This is a genomic window from Weissella uvarum, assembly GCF_016908785.1.
Classification (GTDB): Bacteria; Bacillota; Bacilli; order Lactobacillales; family Lactobacillaceae; genus Weissella; species Weissella uvarum.
On the sequence record NZ_JAFBEO010000001.1, the window covers coordinates 421,677 to 436,826 of the forward strand.

At 41.3% G+C, this 15,150-nt stretch carries 17 protein-coding genes; 7 read left to right on the plus strand and 10 right to left on the minus strand.

The window, feature by feature from the left end; genetic code table 11:
* Nucleotides 1-20: 20 nt before the first annotated feature.
* Nucleotides 21-842, minus strand: a complete 822-nt coding sequence (menB, locus tag JOC36_RS02150; protein ID WP_205144848.1) for a 1,4-dihydroxy-2-naphthoyl-CoA synthase — start codon at nt 840-842, stop codon at nt 21-23.
* A 160-nt stretch (nt 843-1,002) separates the two neighbouring features.
* Between menB and JOC36_RS02155 the strand changes: the two genes are divergently transcribed.
* Both JOC36_RS02155 and JOC36_RS02160 read left to right on the plus strand, forming a co-directional pair.
* Nucleotides 1,003-1,380, plus strand: coding sequence for a PaaI family thioesterase (locus JOC36_RS02155; protein ID WP_205144849.1), 378 nt, complete (start codon nt 1,003-1,005; stop codon nt 1,378-1,380).
* Nucleotides 1,381-1,385: 5 nt separating this feature from the next.
* On the plus strand, nt 1,386-1,937 hold the full coding sequence (locus tag JOC36_RS02160) for a cysteine hydrolase family protein (RefSeq protein WP_205144850.1): 552 nt from the start codon (nt 1,386-1,388) through the stop codon (nt 1,935-1,937).
* A 42-nt stretch (nt 1,938-1,979) separates the two neighbouring features.
* Here the strand turns inward: JOC36_RS02160 and JOC36_RS02165 are convergent, their stop codons facing one another.
* The 5 genes from JOC36_RS02165 to JOC36_RS02185 form a co-directional block, all read right to left on the minus strand.
* A complete protein-coding gene (locus tag JOC36_RS02165; protein ID WP_205144851.1) occupies nt 1,980-2,639 on the minus strand; it encodes a hypothetical protein in 660 nt (219 codons plus the stop codon).
* A gap of 241 nt (nt 2,640-2,880) precedes the next feature.
* Complete coding sequence (locus JOC36_RS02170) at nt 2,881-3,204, minus strand: YdbC family protein (protein WP_205144852.1); 324 nt, start codon at nt 3,202-3,204, stop codon at nt 2,881-2,883.
* 17 nt (nt 3,205-3,221) lie between these two features.
* On the minus strand, nt 3,222-4,211 hold the full coding sequence (locus tag JOC36_RS02175) for an asparaginase (RefSeq protein ID WP_205144853.1): 990 nt from the start codon (nt 4,209-4,211) through the stop codon (nt 3,222-3,224).
* 101 nt (nt 4,212-4,312) lie between these two features.
* Nucleotides 4,313-5,746, minus strand: coding sequence for an APC family permease (locus JOC36_RS02180; RefSeq protein WP_205144854.1), 1,434 nt, complete (start codon nt 5,744-5,746; stop codon nt 4,313-4,315).
* The gene (locus JOC36_RS02185) at nt 5,739-7,079 is read right to left on the minus strand and encodes an APC family permease (RefSeq protein WP_205144855.1); all 1,341 of its coding nucleotides are present in this window, start codon (nt 7,077-7,079) and stop codon (nt 5,739-5,741) included. The genes JOC36_RS02180 and JOC36_RS02185 overlap by 8 nt, the downstream gene beginning before the upstream one ends.
* 382 nt (nt 7,080-7,461) lie before the next feature.
* On the opposite strand from JOC36_RS02185, the gene JOC36_RS02190 reads away from it, so the two are divergent.
* Together JOC36_RS02190 and JOC36_RS02195 are read left to right on the plus strand one after the other, a co-directional pair.
* A complete protein-coding gene (locus JOC36_RS02190; RefSeq protein WP_205144856.1) occupies nt 7,462-8,379 on the plus strand; it encodes an NADP-dependent oxidoreductase in 918 nt (305 codons plus the stop codon).
* Between the two features lie 18 nt (nt 8,380-8,397).
* Nucleotides 8,398-8,886 carry a phosphatidylglycerophosphatase A family protein gene (locus JOC36_RS02195; protein ID WP_205144857.1) on the plus strand — a complete coding sequence of 163 codons (489 nt, stop codon included), beginning with the start codon at nt 8,398-8,400 and terminating at the stop codon, nt 8,884-8,886.
* 37 nt (nt 8,887-8,923) lie between these two features.
* Here the strand turns inward: JOC36_RS02195 and JOC36_RS02200 are convergent, their stop codons facing one another.
* Complete coding sequence (locus JOC36_RS02200; RefSeq protein WP_239517498.1) at nt 8,924-9,844, minus strand: SDR family oxidoreductase; 921 nt, start codon at nt 9,842-9,844, stop codon at nt 8,924-8,926.
* 116 nt (nt 9,845-9,960) lie between these two features.
* Between JOC36_RS02200 and JOC36_RS02205 the strand changes: the two genes are divergently transcribed.
* The gene (locus tag JOC36_RS02205; RefSeq protein WP_205144858.1) at nt 9,961-10,530 is read left to right on the plus strand and encodes a TetR/AcrR family transcriptional regulator; all 570 of its coding nucleotides are present in this window, start codon (nt 9,961-9,963) and stop codon (nt 10,528-10,530) included.
* Between the two features lie 45 nt (nt 10,531-10,575).
* Here the strand turns inward: JOC36_RS02205 and JOC36_RS02210 are convergent, their stop codons facing one another.
* From JOC36_RS02210 to JOC36_RS02220, 3 genes are all read right to left on the minus strand, one after another.
* Nucleotides 10,576-11,244: a hypothetical protein gene (locus JOC36_RS02210; RefSeq protein ID WP_205144859.1), complete on the minus strand. Its 669-nt coding sequence runs from the start codon at nt 11,242-11,244 to the stop codon at nt 10,576-10,578.
* Nucleotides 11,245-11,286: 42 nt separating this feature from the next.
* Nucleotides 11,287-11,985 (minus strand): MIP/aquaporin family protein, encoded by a 699-nt coding sequence (locus JOC36_RS02215; protein WP_205144860.1) that lies wholly within the window; start codon nt 11,983-11,985, stop codon nt 11,287-11,289.
* A gap of 89 nt (nt 11,986-12,074) precedes the next feature.
* Nucleotides 12,075-12,410 (minus strand): hypothetical protein, encoded by a 336-nt coding sequence (locus JOC36_RS02220; RefSeq protein WP_205144861.1) that lies wholly within the window; start codon nt 12,408-12,410, stop codon nt 12,075-12,077.
* A gap of 135 nt (nt 12,411-12,545) precedes the next feature.
* Here JOC36_RS02220 and JOC36_RS02225 point away from each other — a divergent pair, with 135 nt between their 5' ends.
* Nucleotides 12,546-13,211, plus strand: a complete 666-nt coding sequence (locus JOC36_RS02225; RefSeq protein WP_205144862.1) for an NAD(P)H-hydrate epimerase — start codon at nt 12,546-12,548, stop codon at nt 13,209-13,211.
* 7 nt (nt 13,212-13,218) lie between these two features.
* Entirely contained in the window at nt 13,219-15,054 is a 1,836-nt protein-coding gene (locus JOC36_RS02230) for an FAD/NAD(P)-binding protein (protein ID WP_205144863.1), read from the plus strand.
* Nucleotides 15,055-15,150: the final 96 nt, after the last annotated feature.

The window sequence follows — 15,150 nt, forward strand, 5'->3', positions numbered from 1 at the left end:
CTGATTGGAGCTAACCCCGTTTATGGGAACTTTGGAAATTGATCAAAATCAGGATCGCGCTTTTCCAAAAAGGCATCACGCCCTTCTTTTCCTTCATCGGTTGTATAGTAAAGCATTGTCGCATCACCAGCAAATTGTTGCAAACCAGCCAAACCATCTGTATCAGCGTTCATCGCTGCCTTAATAAAGCGCAGTGCTGTTGGTGACTTCTTTAAAATTTCGTTTGCCCATTCCATTGTGGCATCTTCAACTTCCGCCAATGGCACAACCCGGTTAATCCAGCCCATATCCATCGCCTCTTCAGCCGTATAGAATTTGTTTAAGAACCAGACTTCCTTAGCTCGTTTATGACCAATCACGCGAGCTAGGTAACCTGAACCATAGCCAGCATCAAATGAGCCAACCTTTGGTCCAGTTTGACCAAATTTAGCATTATCTGCAGCCACCGTTAAATCACAAACTAATTGCAAAATATTACCGCCACCAACTGACCAGCCCTTAACCATCGCGATCACCGGCTTTGGAATAATCCGAATCAAACGTTGTAGATCCAATACGTTTAGACGAGCTACTTGATCAGGTCCAACATAACCACCATTTCCACGAACTGATTGATCACCACCAGATGAAAAGGCTTCATCACCTGCACCAGTCAAAATAATCACACCAATCGTCGGATCATCACGACAATTATTAAAGGCGTCGATTAATTCCTCAATTGTTACTGGCGTAAAGGCATTACGCTTTTCTGGACGATTGATCGTCAACTTAGCGACTTTACCTGACCGCTCAAACAAAATTTCTGAATATTCTTTCACTGGCGTCCATGCCGTTTCACTCATTTCTTGCACCCCGTCTTTCTAACACATTTAATCTTAGTAAACATGTGTAAGTGAATATCTAACATTTTACCACGTTATACACTAAGCTGTATTTTCAAAAATATTTATCGTACAATATGGTTAAACAAATTCCGACCTAAAGCAAGTGGAGGCGCACGGCATGAATGCAGTCGAATTATTTGATATACAAACAATCGTCAATGACTATCGTAAAGTGGTCCTTAGCATGCCCGTGAGCGAGCAAACTTTACAACCTTTCGGTATGTTACACGGCGGGATTAGTGCCATGCTAGCAGAAACTGCCGCTAGCATGGGCGCTAACACTGTGCTAAACGACACCAATCAATTTGCTGTCGGTGTTGATTTAAATATTCATCATCTCAATAGTGTCAGTCAAGGCACCCTTGAAGCAGTCGCCATCCCCTTACATACAGGTCGTCGCATTCAAACCTGGCAAGTTGATATTTATGAAACACAGCAACACAATCAAATTGCCTCAGCAACTGTCACCCTTACGAATCACCAAAAGAAGGAGTAATGATTATGGAAGCCCTTTTAATTATTGACTATACCAACGACTTTGTTGCCGATGATGGTGCCTTAACATGTGGCAAGCCTGGCCAAGCAATTGCCGACCGCATTGTTACCTTGGCTGACGAATTTTTACAACGCGGTGATGCCGTCATTTTACCAACAGACTTGCACGAATTAAACGATCCATATCATCCTGAAAGCAAACTCTTTCCACCCCACAATTTAGCAAACACACCCGGCCGAGAGTTTTATGGACCATTAGCCGATTGGGTCGCTAAACATCAAGATGACGAGCATGTGTATATCTATCCCAAGAATCGCTACAGTAGTTTTGCCAATAGCAATCTCGATAACTACTTACGCTCACGTCACATCCAATCATTACATCTTACCGGTGTTTGCACAGATATCTGTGTCTTACATACAGCTGTCGACGCTTATAATTTAGATTACCAACTTACGGTCCATGCCGATGCTGTTGCTAGTTTCTCTGCCCCAGGTCATGAGTGGGCTTTGGATCACTTCCAAAACTCACTTGGTGCTAATGTTGTCGATCGTTAAAAAATCTAAACAAATGAACCAGCCTATCTCTAGGTTGGTTTTTTAATGCTCAATTTCAATTAAAATTATCGGCCAACTATCATGCCAACGCTTCCATCGTAGCTCCTTGCTAGTAAAATCCACCAACACAGCTAATTCACGTTCCCACCCCGGCTGACTAGTTAAGCGAAGCATTTGCCAATAACCATTTGGTATACATAACCTCAATTGATTTGGATAAACCAAAATCACTGGCTTAACCTGTGCTCGTAATAAATCTAAGGCTCCTCTTAAATATTTTTGGTGCATTTGTTCTGGCTTAGCTGTGGCAATGATCGCAAAAACTTGGTGGACCAGCTCAATTACCACTAGTTTGACTTGAGGTCCAAGAGCACGATACCAAATTCGAACAATTGCTGGTCGGCACAATAAAGCTTGTCCAACATGGTACTGCGCATAAAGACACGTGGTCCAAAATACTCCTGACCATGCTTTTTCAAAAAAGCGTTGGCATTGATAGGCCCCATTGTCTTGGTATAGACGCGTAATTCCGTCAGCTAATAAATAATGATCAAGTGCTACCCCTGCTCGAAAGCTCTGCTGATGTTGCTCAACACCAACAAATAACACCAAGTCAATTTGCTTTTGCTGAACTTGTTGAGCAAGTTGTTGATATTGCTGTTCACTTCGACTATTCCCTTTATCAACTATCACCATGCGCATCGCTTCAACCCCATTTCCTACTACTTCTGGAACACGTATATTACGCAGTTAAGTCCGCATGCACAATAAAGTTGACGCTTTTTTGATCTAAATTTTGCTTCCTAGTTGCTATTTGTTAATAGGGTTAACAAATATTATTTTTGAGTATCAGCCTTTTATTCAATTGCATACCCCCCTAAATAATTAACAGGGTTAACAATTCCGGCATATAAAAAGAACGCAGACTTTGTCTGCGCTCTTTTTAAAAATCATTTAATTTACCCCAAGCTGGTTTTTCTGATGTCGCTGCTTGTGGCTCATCTTCACTGTCATCCAATTCAGTTGGAGCAACTGGTGCCGTTTCAGGGGCTAACACTGTCTCTAACGCTTGATCTAATTTGACTAACTCGGCATGGGTCAGTGTAATACCCTTACCCATTTTTTTATGGTCAGGGGACCACGTCCGCAAATCAAACTTTGGTTGATTATCGCCCCACTGCACGAAATTCAATTCCAAATTCCAACCACTTTTACTAGTTGAAAGTGTCCCAAATTGTTGCATGATCTCAAATTTCAAATCTGCCATATGTTGCCCCTCTTTCATTAAACAAAGTCTAAATCATGTGCGATTGGCTTTTGCATCATTACCTTAATCGTATCCATATTCTTAGTTTGCGCCAATACCCACATTAATTTGGCAACCACCGCTTCGGTATTCATATCACCCACTGAAATACCACCAGCTTGGGCAACTTGTTGCCCAACTTCATAAAGATAAATATCTTGCCCTTCTTGAAGAATTTGAGTTGTGATAATGACTGGAATCCCAGCATCAGTTAAACGCGCAATCCCAGGTACTAGATTACGATTTTCAAAAGGCAGCCCACCATTCCCAAAACTTTCAATAATCAATCCATCAATGTGTTCACCTAAGTAATCAATGATTTCTGGTTGTAAACCTGGAAAAGCCTTTAATACAAAGACATTGGTATCTAACTTTAACTCACTTGGCATCACTTTATCATTAGGATCCGGTTCAAAAAGATTAAACAATTCACCATCTTGGACTTGGGCGATGTATGGAAAATTCACACTTTCAAAAGCATCATAACTTTTAGTTTTAGTTTTAATGGCCCGGGTCCCGGCAATCACCACCCCATTAAACACAACATAGACGCCATTCAACGGCGTTTTAATTGCAAAAGTTAAAGCATCATTTAAATTGCGTACTGCGTCAGTTTCATCCATCCCCAATGGCACTTGCGAACCAGTCAAAACCACTGGACAATCAATCCCATTCAACAGATACGATAGCCCTGCTGCTGTATAACCCATTGTGTCTGTTCCATGCGTAATAATAAAGGCATCATAATCATCTTGATCATTTCGAATCCGGTCAGCTAACGTTACCCAATCTTCTGGCTGCATATTAGTTGAGTCTTTATTCATGACGCTTTCAGCTGATAATTGTACCTCGGCTGGCACATCAAAATAACTCAATAACACATCATCAGCCATTCCAGGTGCTAACCCGTTCTCAGTTTTATGTGACGCAATTGTTCCACCTGTGGTTAAAACTAATATTTTTTGCATGACCATTCTCTCCACATCTTTTTTCGCTAAGCACTATTATCGCACATAAAAAAGAAGTTAGGTATGTCATCCTCCTAACTTCTTTAATTAAATTAATTCAATTATTCTGACTTTGTTTTTGTTTTGGAACTATGTTGCATCCCGTAAATAAAGTATACAATCATCCCAATCAATAACCAACCAGCCATTAAGAACAGTGCGTCCTTATTCAAAGTGAAGAATAAGCCAACCGCTGACAAAGCCGCTAGGGCTGGTATCACTGGATAACCAGGCACCTTATAACCCGTATTGGGAATATCCTTGCGCTTCCGCAATACTAGTACACTCAATGAAGCCATCATAAAGGCCACAAGCGTCCCCGCTGAAACCAAATTAGATAAGATATCAATTGGGAAAATAGAACCCAACAAGATTCCTGCTACTAACATCAAAATTGTGGCGTTCCGTGGTAATTCATTCTTATCCAATTTTCCAAATTGACGTGGGATTAAACCATCTCGTCCAAAAGCATATAGTAACCGTGAACCACCAACCATCAAAGCAATTAAACCAGTAAACATCCCAACAAGGGCGACAACTGAAAGCAAATTAGCCGTAAAGAAATGTCCCGCTTGGCGCAAAGCCCAAGCTGCTGGTTCTGCATTTCCGGCATACTTTTGATATGGGAACATTCCCGTCAAAACCGCTGCCACGGCCACAAACAAAATTGTAGCAACTAACAAAGTCCCCATAATCGCCCGTGGCATCGTTTTCTGTGGGTTTTTAACTTCGGCAGAATTCGCTGCAATCGTGTCAAAACCTATATAAGCGAAAAATACCTGTGACGCACCATGTAAAATTCCAATGCCACCACCAAAATCCGTTCCTGCTTGATGCGCTGGAATAAATGGTACCCAATTATTCACTTGAACCGCTGTTAAACCAACGACTAAGAAAATCACAATCACAGCAACTTTCAAAACAACCAACCAATTTTCAACAATGGCTGCCGCCTTCATGCCTTTAATCACTAATAGACCAACACCTAACAAGGCCAAGGCACCGAACAAGTCAATGACTTGCCCTTTCGCTGGATTAAAAGATCCGGCAATCACGCTAGGAATTTGCACGCCTAAGCTTTTCACAAAGCCCTGAAAATACGATGACCATGCTGATGACACAAAAGCTAAGGCAATCAAATATTCAGAAAGCACTGCCCAACCAGCAATCCAGCCCATGAATTCCCCAAAAATCACGTTAGCCCATGAATAGATTGAGCCAGCAAATGGCATTGCTGAAGCTAATTCAGAATATGATAAAGCTGATAAACCAGCCACTAATGCGGCTAAAATAAATGAAATCACAACCGCTGGACCAGCATAATCAGCTGCAACAATTCCGGGAATGGTAAAAATTCCGGCCCCGACAACAGTTCCAATCCCCATGGCCATCATATCTTTAAAGCCAAGCACTGGTTTTAAGCCGCCATCCTTGTCAGCATAATCACTGGGATTTTCTTTACGTCCCATTTTCTGTAAAACGTTCATTTCACTCATTTACATCCCCCTTTTTTTGATAATACCAATAAACAGGTAAACCTAATAATACAAACAGAATTGATAACAATGATGACACAAAATCATCCATTAAGGAACTCATTAGCACAAATAATGCCCCCGCAATTGCAATAAATGGCACAATTGGATACCCAGGCACCACAAAATTATGCTGCTGCTCATTTGTGCTCTTTTTGTTATGCTGCTCGCGATAACGTAAAATAAACAATCCAACAAAGACAGCGGTATAAAAAATCCAAATGACGAACACAGCAATATTTGAAAGCCAATCAGCTGAAGCCGTAAATTGTAATAAAATACCAGTGACAGTTAAAAATAAAATTGATCCGATTGGCTCATTGAAACGATTCATTTTAGCTAACCATTTTGGTAAGACACCATGTTCAGCCATCGCAAACGTCATCCGTGGCAAGGCCATTAACTTCCCATTCAACGTTCCCAGAATTGAAATCAGAATCGCTAATGTTAACAAGCGCCCGCCAATATTACCAAAGGCCTTTGTAATCACACCAAAAGTAGCATTGTCGCCTAAACGCACAATTTCATTTGCTGGAAGCGCCCGCATCATGCCATATGAAATCCCGACATATGCCAAAACAACAATCAGAATTCCCCCCACAATCGCACGAGGTAAATTCTTTTGTGGATTCTTTAATTCACCACCCATATTAGTCAGAGTTGCCCAACCATCATAAGCGAATAAAGTAGCCAAAACAGCCATCCCAAAACCACCAGAAGCCTGGTTTGACGCCGTTGCCACCGTCTGATGCAAGGCCGAAACATGACCAAAAAACAAACCATAGATGATGACGACCAAAATTGGTAGCAACTTCACGGAAGTCGTCAAAACAGCAAAGCCGGCCGGAACCCGATTATCAAGCAAGTTAATCGCCGTAATCATCAAAATGACCCCGATTGCCACTGGGATATTCCAGGTTGCGGTTAAACCAAAAAAATTATTAAATAAAATAGCAAAATAAGCTGATAATGACGCAACAATTGCTGGCCCATATAGCACCGTCTGGGTCCAACCGGTCAAAAATCCCCAAACTTTTCCATATATTTGTTCAATATAAACATATAAACCACCTGTTAATGGAATCTTGGCACCAATTTCTGAAATTGTTAGACCACCCGCTAAGGTAATCACCCCACCGACTATCCAAGCCATTAAAGCTGCGGTTGTCCCCCCTGCTGTGGTCAAGACTTGGGCTTGTTTAAAAAAGATACCGGATCCGATTACCGTTCCAACGACAAGTGAAATTCCGGCCGTAACGCCCATTGAGCGCTGTAAAGTTTCGTCTTTGTGCATGCGGCTTTGCGCTCCTTTAGAAAAATAAAAAAACCAACTGATTTAAAACGGGAAAATGCGCCGTAATCCTAATCAATTGGTTGAGGTATACTATCAATTTTTATCAAGTCAAATATCCTCAACGCATCGTAATGACACTTGAGGTAAAGGTGAATGTATTTACAAAAGCTTGCGATAGCTGCTTATTCATTGGTAACACCTCATTTACTCGACAAATTTAAGAATGATTCAAATTCTATCATTTAACTTTAATATAAACAAGTCAATTCAGATTAAAATTCCCCTTTTTACCGAACTTTTTTATTTTTCACAGATAAATTAATCGCATTTAACGTCCAAAATCCTTACAATAGGACTATAAAGTAAAAAAGGAGGTGCCCAAATGCAAGCAATTATGCTGAAACAATTTGGCTCAGTCGACCAGCTAGAGCAAAGCGAGGTACCGACACCTGAACTCAAACCAAAACAAGTTTTAGTTCAAAACCATGCAGTCGCCCTTGATCCTTATGACGTGAAGTTTGTAGCTGGTCAGATGGGCAAAGCTGATAAATTACCACTTATCCCAGGTTCAAGTGTGGTCGGCACCGTGGTTGCTGTTGGTAATAAAGTCACTGATTTTAAGCCTGGCGATCGGGTTGCTGCTAATCGCCACCACCAAACCTATGCTGAGTTTGTCCCTGTTGGACAATCGGCCCTAGCCCGCGTTCCTGATACACTTGATGATGCAACGGCTGTCGCCGCTGTATTGGGAGCAACCACTGGTTATCAAGCCGTCACACAAGATTTAAATGTCCAAGCAGGTGAAAAGGTCTTCATCCAAGGTGGCACAGGTAGCGTTGGTTTAACGGCCGTACAAGCTGCGCTCAATCGTGGCGCCAAAGTTTATGCTTCTGCGAGTTCGGCCCATTTTGCATTTCTCAAACAATTTGGTGATGTCCATCCTATTGATTACCATGATGCTTACGAGCTTAATTTGCATGACTTTGATGCCGTCCTAGACCCCTTTGGTGGGCAAAGCGCTTTAAAATCAGCCCAAATTCTAAAAGTCGGTGCCCGTTTACGTAATTTGAGTGACGATCCTAATTTAGAACAACTTTCAAAGCAATATCAAATTGATGCACAAAGCATGTATCTAGCTGGCAAGGGACCTTTACTAGCTGATCTACTTCAACAAGTCGTTAATGGTAAAATCACCCTACCAATCGCAAAAAAACAAGCCTTTACCCTAGAGAACTTACGGAATGCGCACGAAAAACTCAGACATGCGTCTCCACTTGGCAAAATTATTCTGACATTTTAAAACAAAAGGAGTTTCACAATGGCTAATCCAACCCCTGATTATTATGATGATGTTCTGGCTGCCCTTAAGGCCCGTGGTGTCACTTTAGAAACCCTCGCTCCCATGGTGATTGAAGGTCAAAGTGATCATTTTGCTGTCACTCACGATGAAGCGATTGACTCGTTAGAGCACGTCTTACACAAAACCGAATCACAAGATGCCATTTTAACTGGCCTGGCCCTCGATGATTTAGCCCAAGCAAAAGCGCTTCCTGAACCCTTGCAAACTCGCATTGCTGAGGATTCAGGAACATATGGTGTCGATGAACAATTGGTCATGTCCATTCTTGGACTCTATGGTACGATTTCATGGACCAATTTTGGCTTCCTGGATCGAACTAAACCAGGGATTATCGGTGAATTAAATAACGCACAAAAAAATGGTGGTCGTGTGAATACTTTTATTGACGACCTTGTCGCAGCCATTGTTGCAGCTGCAGAAGCGCGACTCGCCCACGAATTAACGTAAAAAAACACGGTTGGTTTATAAAACCAACCGTGTTTTTTTATTGTTTTTCAAGCATTGAAACATGTGTTGCAAGCTCCCCATGTAAAGCTTTAACAAACCGTTGAATAAAATCAGCCATCTTCACTTGACCATCAACTGTGTTATCAGCCTTTAATGGCGCATAAGCATGCTCCGGATCCATTTGAAAATGAGCCATCTGGATTAAACCATTTGCAATGGCTTCTGGTACATGGTTAGCTGCCATCCCTGCTCGATTTTGCTCATCTGATAATTGCTCAAATTTTAAATCTGGAATCTGAGCGGCTTCTGCCAAAGCTGGTACAAAATCACGCATTGTAAAGGTATCACTCACAACATACCTTCCCGTAATGCCAATTGGCGTATTTTCAAGCAGACCAATGACAACCTGGGCGATATCACTGGGGTCGGCAAACTTTTGCATCGTATCTTCGGGCAAGTTTCCCGTTACCACATGCTTTTTTTGAACACTATCAATTTGATTATATAAATTATTATAAAAACCAGCCGGCCGAACAAAAGCAATGTTAACATCCGTTAACTCAGACAAAATTTGCTCTAAAACGGCATAAGCATGCAATGCGCCCGCTTCAGGTCCTGCTTGTGCACCAACACTGCTTAATTGCACCACATTCTTAACTTGAGCCTGCGTTATTGCATCCTTAAAAATCGTAGCTTGTTCTTGCATATCTGTAGCCAAATCAGTACCTTGACTACCTGAAATCATTAGATAAACAGCATCTTGTTGTTTAAACGCCTGTGCTAGAAAGTCACGGTCGCGCATTGAACCAATCGCCGCTTTTGCTCCCAAAGCTTCAATTTGGGCTACCCGATTAGGATTAGACGATACTACCGTCACTAGATGTCCATCATTAACTAACTGTGGAATAACATATTGATTAATATTTCCTGTTGAACCTAATAAAGTTATTTTCATCATATTACGCCTGCTTCCTTATAAAAGATAGGATTATCTTTAAACAAGCTAAATTATAAGAGATAGTCCTATCTTTGTCAACAATTGCAATGACTCCGGGGTTCACTTATACTAAAGGCATGAAAAAGAAAGATGACTCAAAAGCACAAAAAATTTTAGATGCCGCAGCACAAATTATCTTAACGCAAGGTGTCACTAATTTATCAACCATTAAAATTGCCAAAAACGTGGGCATCGCCCAATCCAACGTCTATGCCTACTTTGAAAATAAGCAAACATTATTAACTAACCTATATGAACGAGAATTAAACCGGATTGACCAATTTGATGATTTTGCAAGTGTACTCACTTCTGAACATGCTTTAAACACGCGAATCGAAGCATATGTACATGCTGTTTGCCACTATGCCGTCACTAATCCAGATAGTTTAACCCTCATCGAAGCAATTAAATCAATTGATACCATTGAACCATCAGTAGCCGAGCGTCAAACAAAAATCACGTCACTCCTAAACGAAGGGATTGAACAAGGTTATTTAAAACCCGTCCCAATTAATTTAATGTTAGCAACTGTGTTTCACATTGCCCATCAACACGGTCTCAATATTCAAAATCATCAATACACGCGCGACACTTATCCCCTGGAAAAAATTGAAAATATGATTTTAGATGCGATTAAAGTCGTATAAAAAATGACAATAAAAAACGGGATGATTATCTATCATCCCGTTTTTTTACTGTACTCGTGAAACGTTACCATATGGATCAACATGATAAACGCCCAATACACCATTAACTTGGCTTGATGAAACATTAACCGTGTAACCCTGTCCATTATCAGCTGGATGGGCACTCAAATTGAAACGATTTGGATCAAAACCTTGATTGGTCCGAATATAGCCCGCAACCGCTGACGTCGCTTGTCCTTCTGACGTTACATACGTATTTGGATCAGACGTTACCGCACCTTGTGGATTACGGTTACCACGATTGTTTGATGTAGCTGCTTGATTTTGTGAACCATTACTTTGTTGTTCTGTTTGGGTTGCTTGTCCTTGACTAGCATTCGTAGCATCACTGCTCTGACTATCCCCCGTAGCTGATGCATTGTCACTTGAAGCAGACTTTTGAATATTTGATGACTCATCATCCGTTGACGCCTCACTAGTTGTCTCACTTGATTTTGATTGTGATGACTTTTCATGATGCTTACTATGCTTCACTTGATGACTTGACTCTGTTTTTGAATCTTTATGTTGATCAGAATTACCATACCAAGCGACACCACCGACAACGATGATTGCTGCAACAATAATACCAATCAACCATTTAACAAATTTAGACATACCATCCCCCTTGTACATAATTGCTAAACTATTTTCATCATTATAACTGATTTCCACAAAAAAAGTCCAAACGGCAAACCGTTTGAACTATTAAAAGCATTACGCCTCTTCCGAACCTAGGAACTTAGCCACTAAGGCCGCCAATGCAGCCCCAGCAAGTGGTCCAAGTAGGTAAACCCCGATTTGTGACATGGCAGTTGATGAACCGTAGATAAGCATCATCAAAGCGGGTCCAAATGAACGAGCAGGATTAAGTGAAGCACCGGTTGCTGAAATACCAAGTAAAATCAAAGCAACCAAAGTGAATCCAACGACAATTGGCGTTAGATTGCCAGCAGCATACTTCTTTGAAGTTACCATCATAACAACCAAGACCAACATAAAGGTCAACAAGAATTCAATCAATGTTGCCCCTAAGAAGCTAACTGGTTGTTGGAAAGTTGTTTGACCAAAACCAATTTGTTGAATCGCTTCTTTCTTGGCACCAAAAGCAGCAAAGAAACCAGCCACAACAGCTGAACCAGCTACTGCTCCAAGCACTTGGGCAACAACATAGCCTAAGAAATCAAGCCAACCTAAGCGATTATTAATCGCCATGGCCAATGATACCGCTGGATTCAAATGACCACCAGACACACCACCGATAGCGTAAATGGCTGCCATAGCACCAAGACCAAAGGCCAAAGCAACTGGTAGTGGGCCAGCTTGCGTGCCAACAAATACAACAACACCAGTTCCAATTGCAACCAGCATCAACGTTCCAATAAATTCGGCTAAGTAAATCCGAGCCTTTTCCATAAAATACCTCCAATAATAAAAAACAATATTTAGTTTATATCATGTATAAAGTTAATGAACCTTAAAATCTAACCGCAACGTGGGCCAACTTATCGACCAATAATTCGTCCAGCTTCGTTATCAAGCTTGAACCACAAGCGACTAGGATTCTCTTTAAACTGTTCTACGAAACTAGGTTCTCCCTCTGCAGGTTTGGTTTCACCTTCTAGCTCATCATCAAACCCAACCAATTGCAAAGCATTTAAATCAGCATCCCAACGCACTGTGTCGTAATTTCCGTCTAAACGGTCATCGACAATTGATTGAAAACCTAATTTCAATGCTTCTTGAATCACGTCTTCCGGTGTTACATCAAACCCACGTGCTTGCATTAAGGTTACTTGGTCATTCACTTCTTGCATATCCTGCGGAATTTTTTCAGCCATGTTAGCACCTCCATCATTTTTTTGCCAATACACATTGTAACACGCACAGCACCAATCAGATAATTGATTTGTTAGGAACCCCCATTCCGTTTATAATAGGTTTGATTGAATTAAAAATAAAGGAGGTTACATTTCATGGTTGAAGCTGTAACCGCACAAGAAATGCAACTATTAGATCGTTATACGGTCGATACAATTGGGATGCCTGCCTTGGTATTGATGGAGCGCACAGCCCAATCAGTAATTGAAGTGCTGGCCTCAGGTAAATATGATCTGTCAAAAGTTCTCGTCATTGCAGGACTTAGTAATAACGGTGGTGACGGCATTGTCATTTCCCGTTTACTCAGTCAAAAAGCAGTTAATGTCGATTTGCTCATTTTAGGAGATGAAAAGCGCGCTACTCCTAATACTGCCACTCAATTAAAAATTGCACGCAATTACGGAATTGAACCCAAACATCGCGTCCATGATTTCAAACATTATAGCGTCATTATTGATGCCCTCTTCGGGATTGGTTTGTCTAAGCCCGTGCCTGTTAAACTAGGTGAAATTATTAAGCGGGTTAACGCCGCAAACATTCCCGTCATTTCTGTCGACGTCCCTTCTGGTTTAAATGCCACAACTGGTGAAATTTTGGGCTCAGCAATTCGTGCTGATGCAACCGTCACCTTTGGCTATCCCAAAACAGGCTTGCTTCAAAATGAAGGCCTCAAACGTTCTGGTGATATTTACGTCAAGGATATTGGTATCTATCGTCCTGAAAATCTCGATGAATTCCTAAAATCACAACAGGAAGGTTAGTAATGTAATGAAGATTGTATTAATCGGCGCTGGTCCGCGCAATTTAGTGCTAGTTGAACGTCTAATCGCATATGCAAAGGCTACCGCAGGATTACATGACATTACCATTGCCGATGCATATCCAATTGGTGGTGCTGTTTGGAACCCGGATCAAAATCCCCGTTTCATGGCAAACACGATTAGTCAACAATTAACATTATTTACAGACGATTCCGTCAAAAAACAAGTTTCTGGTTTAACTGGTCCTAATTTTTACGAATGGGCCCACACTGATGCAAGCGATTATCTAACAACGCATCATTTTAAAAATGAACAGGCCTTTCGTGCTGAAATAGCGATTTTAAACCCAAACCACTTCGCTTCAAGAGCATTATTTGGTTTATACGCTAATTATTATTTTGAAACGCTTCAAAAGCATTTACCAGATAATACGCAACTGCAGTTTAAGCAACAATACGTCACGCACGTGCACCCACAAGCTGATGAAACTTTTAGCATCACTTTTGCGGATGGTTCAACACAAACCGCTGACGTCGTCGTTTACACCCCTGGTTATACCAACGTTGATCCGACTGATGAAGAAAAACAGTTTAAACAACATGCTAAGACCCATCAGTTAGTCTACCTACCACCAATGCACCCGAGTGATGCACCTCTTGCCGAAATCAAAGGCAACCAAAATGTGATTATCCGTGGTTTAGGCTTAAGCTTTTTTGATTACTTAGCTGAGTTAACCATCGGTCGGGGTGGGCAGTTTGTTCGGTCCGCTGATGATACACTGACTTACCAACCTTCTGGACAAGAGCCTCATCTCATCGCTGGCTCTCGTAGCGGTACTCTACCACGTTCAAAAGCCTATAATCAAAAGGCCCAAGCCGAATCATATCAAGCACTCTTTTTCACACCTGAAAAGATTCAAGCCCGTATGATTGATGGTCATATTAGTTATGACGATTTTTATGATTTGTTCCAAAAAGAAATGACTTACAAGTATTACTTTAATTTGATGAGTGATACAGCCATCACTTGGCCCTTTGACCGTGCAGATTTCTTAACGAGTCTACAAAATAGCCAAGATTTGAATGCCACTGCGCGTGCGTTTGGCATTCCTGAAGAACAAATCATCAACTGGGACGCGATTTTAAATCCAGTTGCTGGTGAACACCCTGACTATCAAAAGTTTATCACGGACATGCTACAAGTAGATATTACTGACGCACGCAAGGGTAACGACTTGGCTCCTTTTGCCGGCGCCTTTGAGCTATTAAAAGATTTACGAGGACGCTTACGTGAATATCTCAATCAGGATTACTTAACGCCTGACGAATATGAAAAGTTCCTCAAACAATTTAATCCAATTAATCGGCTCTTAAATATCGGTCCACCAGTTTTGCGAATTGAACAATTGCAAGCTTTAATTAAGGCGGGAATTGTGACCATCGCTGCCCCTGGAATCAAGGTACAAACAACAACCGAAGGCTTTGTGGCTACAGATAGTCAAAAGCATCGTTTTGAAAGCCGACAATTAGTTGACGCCCGTCTTCCAGCGATTACTGTCGCCCATACAGCCGACTCGGTCATGCACGACTTAAAGGATAACGGCTTATTAACTGATGTACAGCTTAATAAAGCAGACGGTACCACGTTCACGATTGATGCTGCTTACAATGATCGTAAAACCTTACAAGCGATTGATGCTAATGGTCAATTAGTTAAAAACCTCTTCATCCATGGTACGCCCACGGAAAATTGGAATTGGTTTACTTCCTTTGCGCCACGGCCCAACGTTAATGATAAGAATCTGCGTGACGCAGAAATTATGGCACAACAAATTTTTAACTAACTTTATCGGCAACTATCGCCCTGGATGCAACAGGACTGTAGTTGCCTTTTTTTATGAAACCCCCGCATCGATACTCAAAAAAGCTCCCCTAAATTG

What these genes read in the sequence shown, in the direction of transcription:
- JOC36_RS02165 (WP_205144851.1), bottom strand. Translation starts at nt 2,639, where the DNA reads ATGCGCATGGTGATAGTTGATAAAGGGAATAGTCGAAGTGAACAGCAA.
- JOC36_RS02175 (WP_205144853.1), bottom strand. Translation starts at nt 4,211, where the DNA reads ATGCAAAAAATATTAGTTTTAACCACAGGTGGAACAATTGCGTCACAT.
- JOC36_RS02205 (WP_205144858.1), top strand. Translation starts at nt 9,961, where the DNA reads ATGAAAAAGAAAGATGACTCAAAAGCACAAAAAATTTTAGATGCCGCA.
- JOC36_RS02220 (WP_205144861.1), bottom strand. Translation starts at nt 12,410, where the DNA reads ATGGCTGAAAAAATTCCGCAGGATATGCAAGAAGTGAATGACCAAGTA.
- JOC36_RS02155 (WP_205144849.1), top strand. Translation starts at nt 1,003, where the DNA reads ATGAATGCAGTCGAATTATTTGATATACAAACAATCGTCAATGACTAT.
- JOC36_RS02190 (WP_205144856.1), top strand. Translation starts at nt 7,462, where the DNA reads ATGCAAGCAATTATGCTGAAACAATTTGGCTCAGTCGACCAGCTAGAG.
- JOC36_RS02180 (WP_205144854.1), bottom strand. Translation starts at nt 5,746, where the DNA reads ATGAGTGAAATGAACGTTTTACAGAAAATGGGACGTAAAGAAAATCCC.
- JOC36_RS02215 (WP_205144860.1), bottom strand. Translation starts at nt 11,985, where the DNA reads ATGGAAAAGGCTCGGATTTACTTAGCCGAATTTATTGGAACGTTGATG.
- JOC36_RS02170 (WP_205144852.1), bottom strand. Translation starts at nt 3,204, where the DNA reads ATGGCAGATTTGAAATTTGAGATCATGCAACAATTTGGGACACTTTCA.
- JOC36_RS02185 (WP_205144855.1), bottom strand. Translation starts at nt 7,079, where the DNA reads ATGCACAAAGACGAAACTTTACAGCGCTCAATGGGCGTTACGGCCGGA.
- JOC36_RS02200 (WP_239517498.1), bottom strand. Translation starts at nt 9,844, where the DNA reads ATGATGAAAATAACTTTATTAGGTTCAACAGGAAATATTAATCAATAT.
- JOC36_RS02195 (WP_205144857.1), top strand. Translation starts at nt 8,398, where the DNA reads ATGGCTAATCCAACCCCTGATTATTATGATGATGTTCTGGCTGCCCTT.
- JOC36_RS02225 (WP_205144862.1), top strand. Translation starts at nt 12,546, where the DNA reads ATGGTTGAAGCTGTAACCGCACAAGAAATGCAACTATTAGATCGTTAT.
- JOC36_RS02230 (WP_205144863.1), top strand. Translation starts at nt 13,219, where the DNA reads ATGAAGATTGTATTAATCGGCGCTGGTCCGCGCAATTTAGTGCTAGTT.
- JOC36_RS02160 (WP_205144850.1), top strand. Translation starts at nt 1,386, where the DNA reads ATGGAAGCCCTTTTAATTATTGACTATACCAACGACTTTGTTGCCGAT.
- menB (WP_205144848.1), bottom strand. Translation starts at nt 842, where the DNA reads ATGAGTGAAACGGCATGGACGCCAGTGAAAGAATATTCAGAAATTTTG.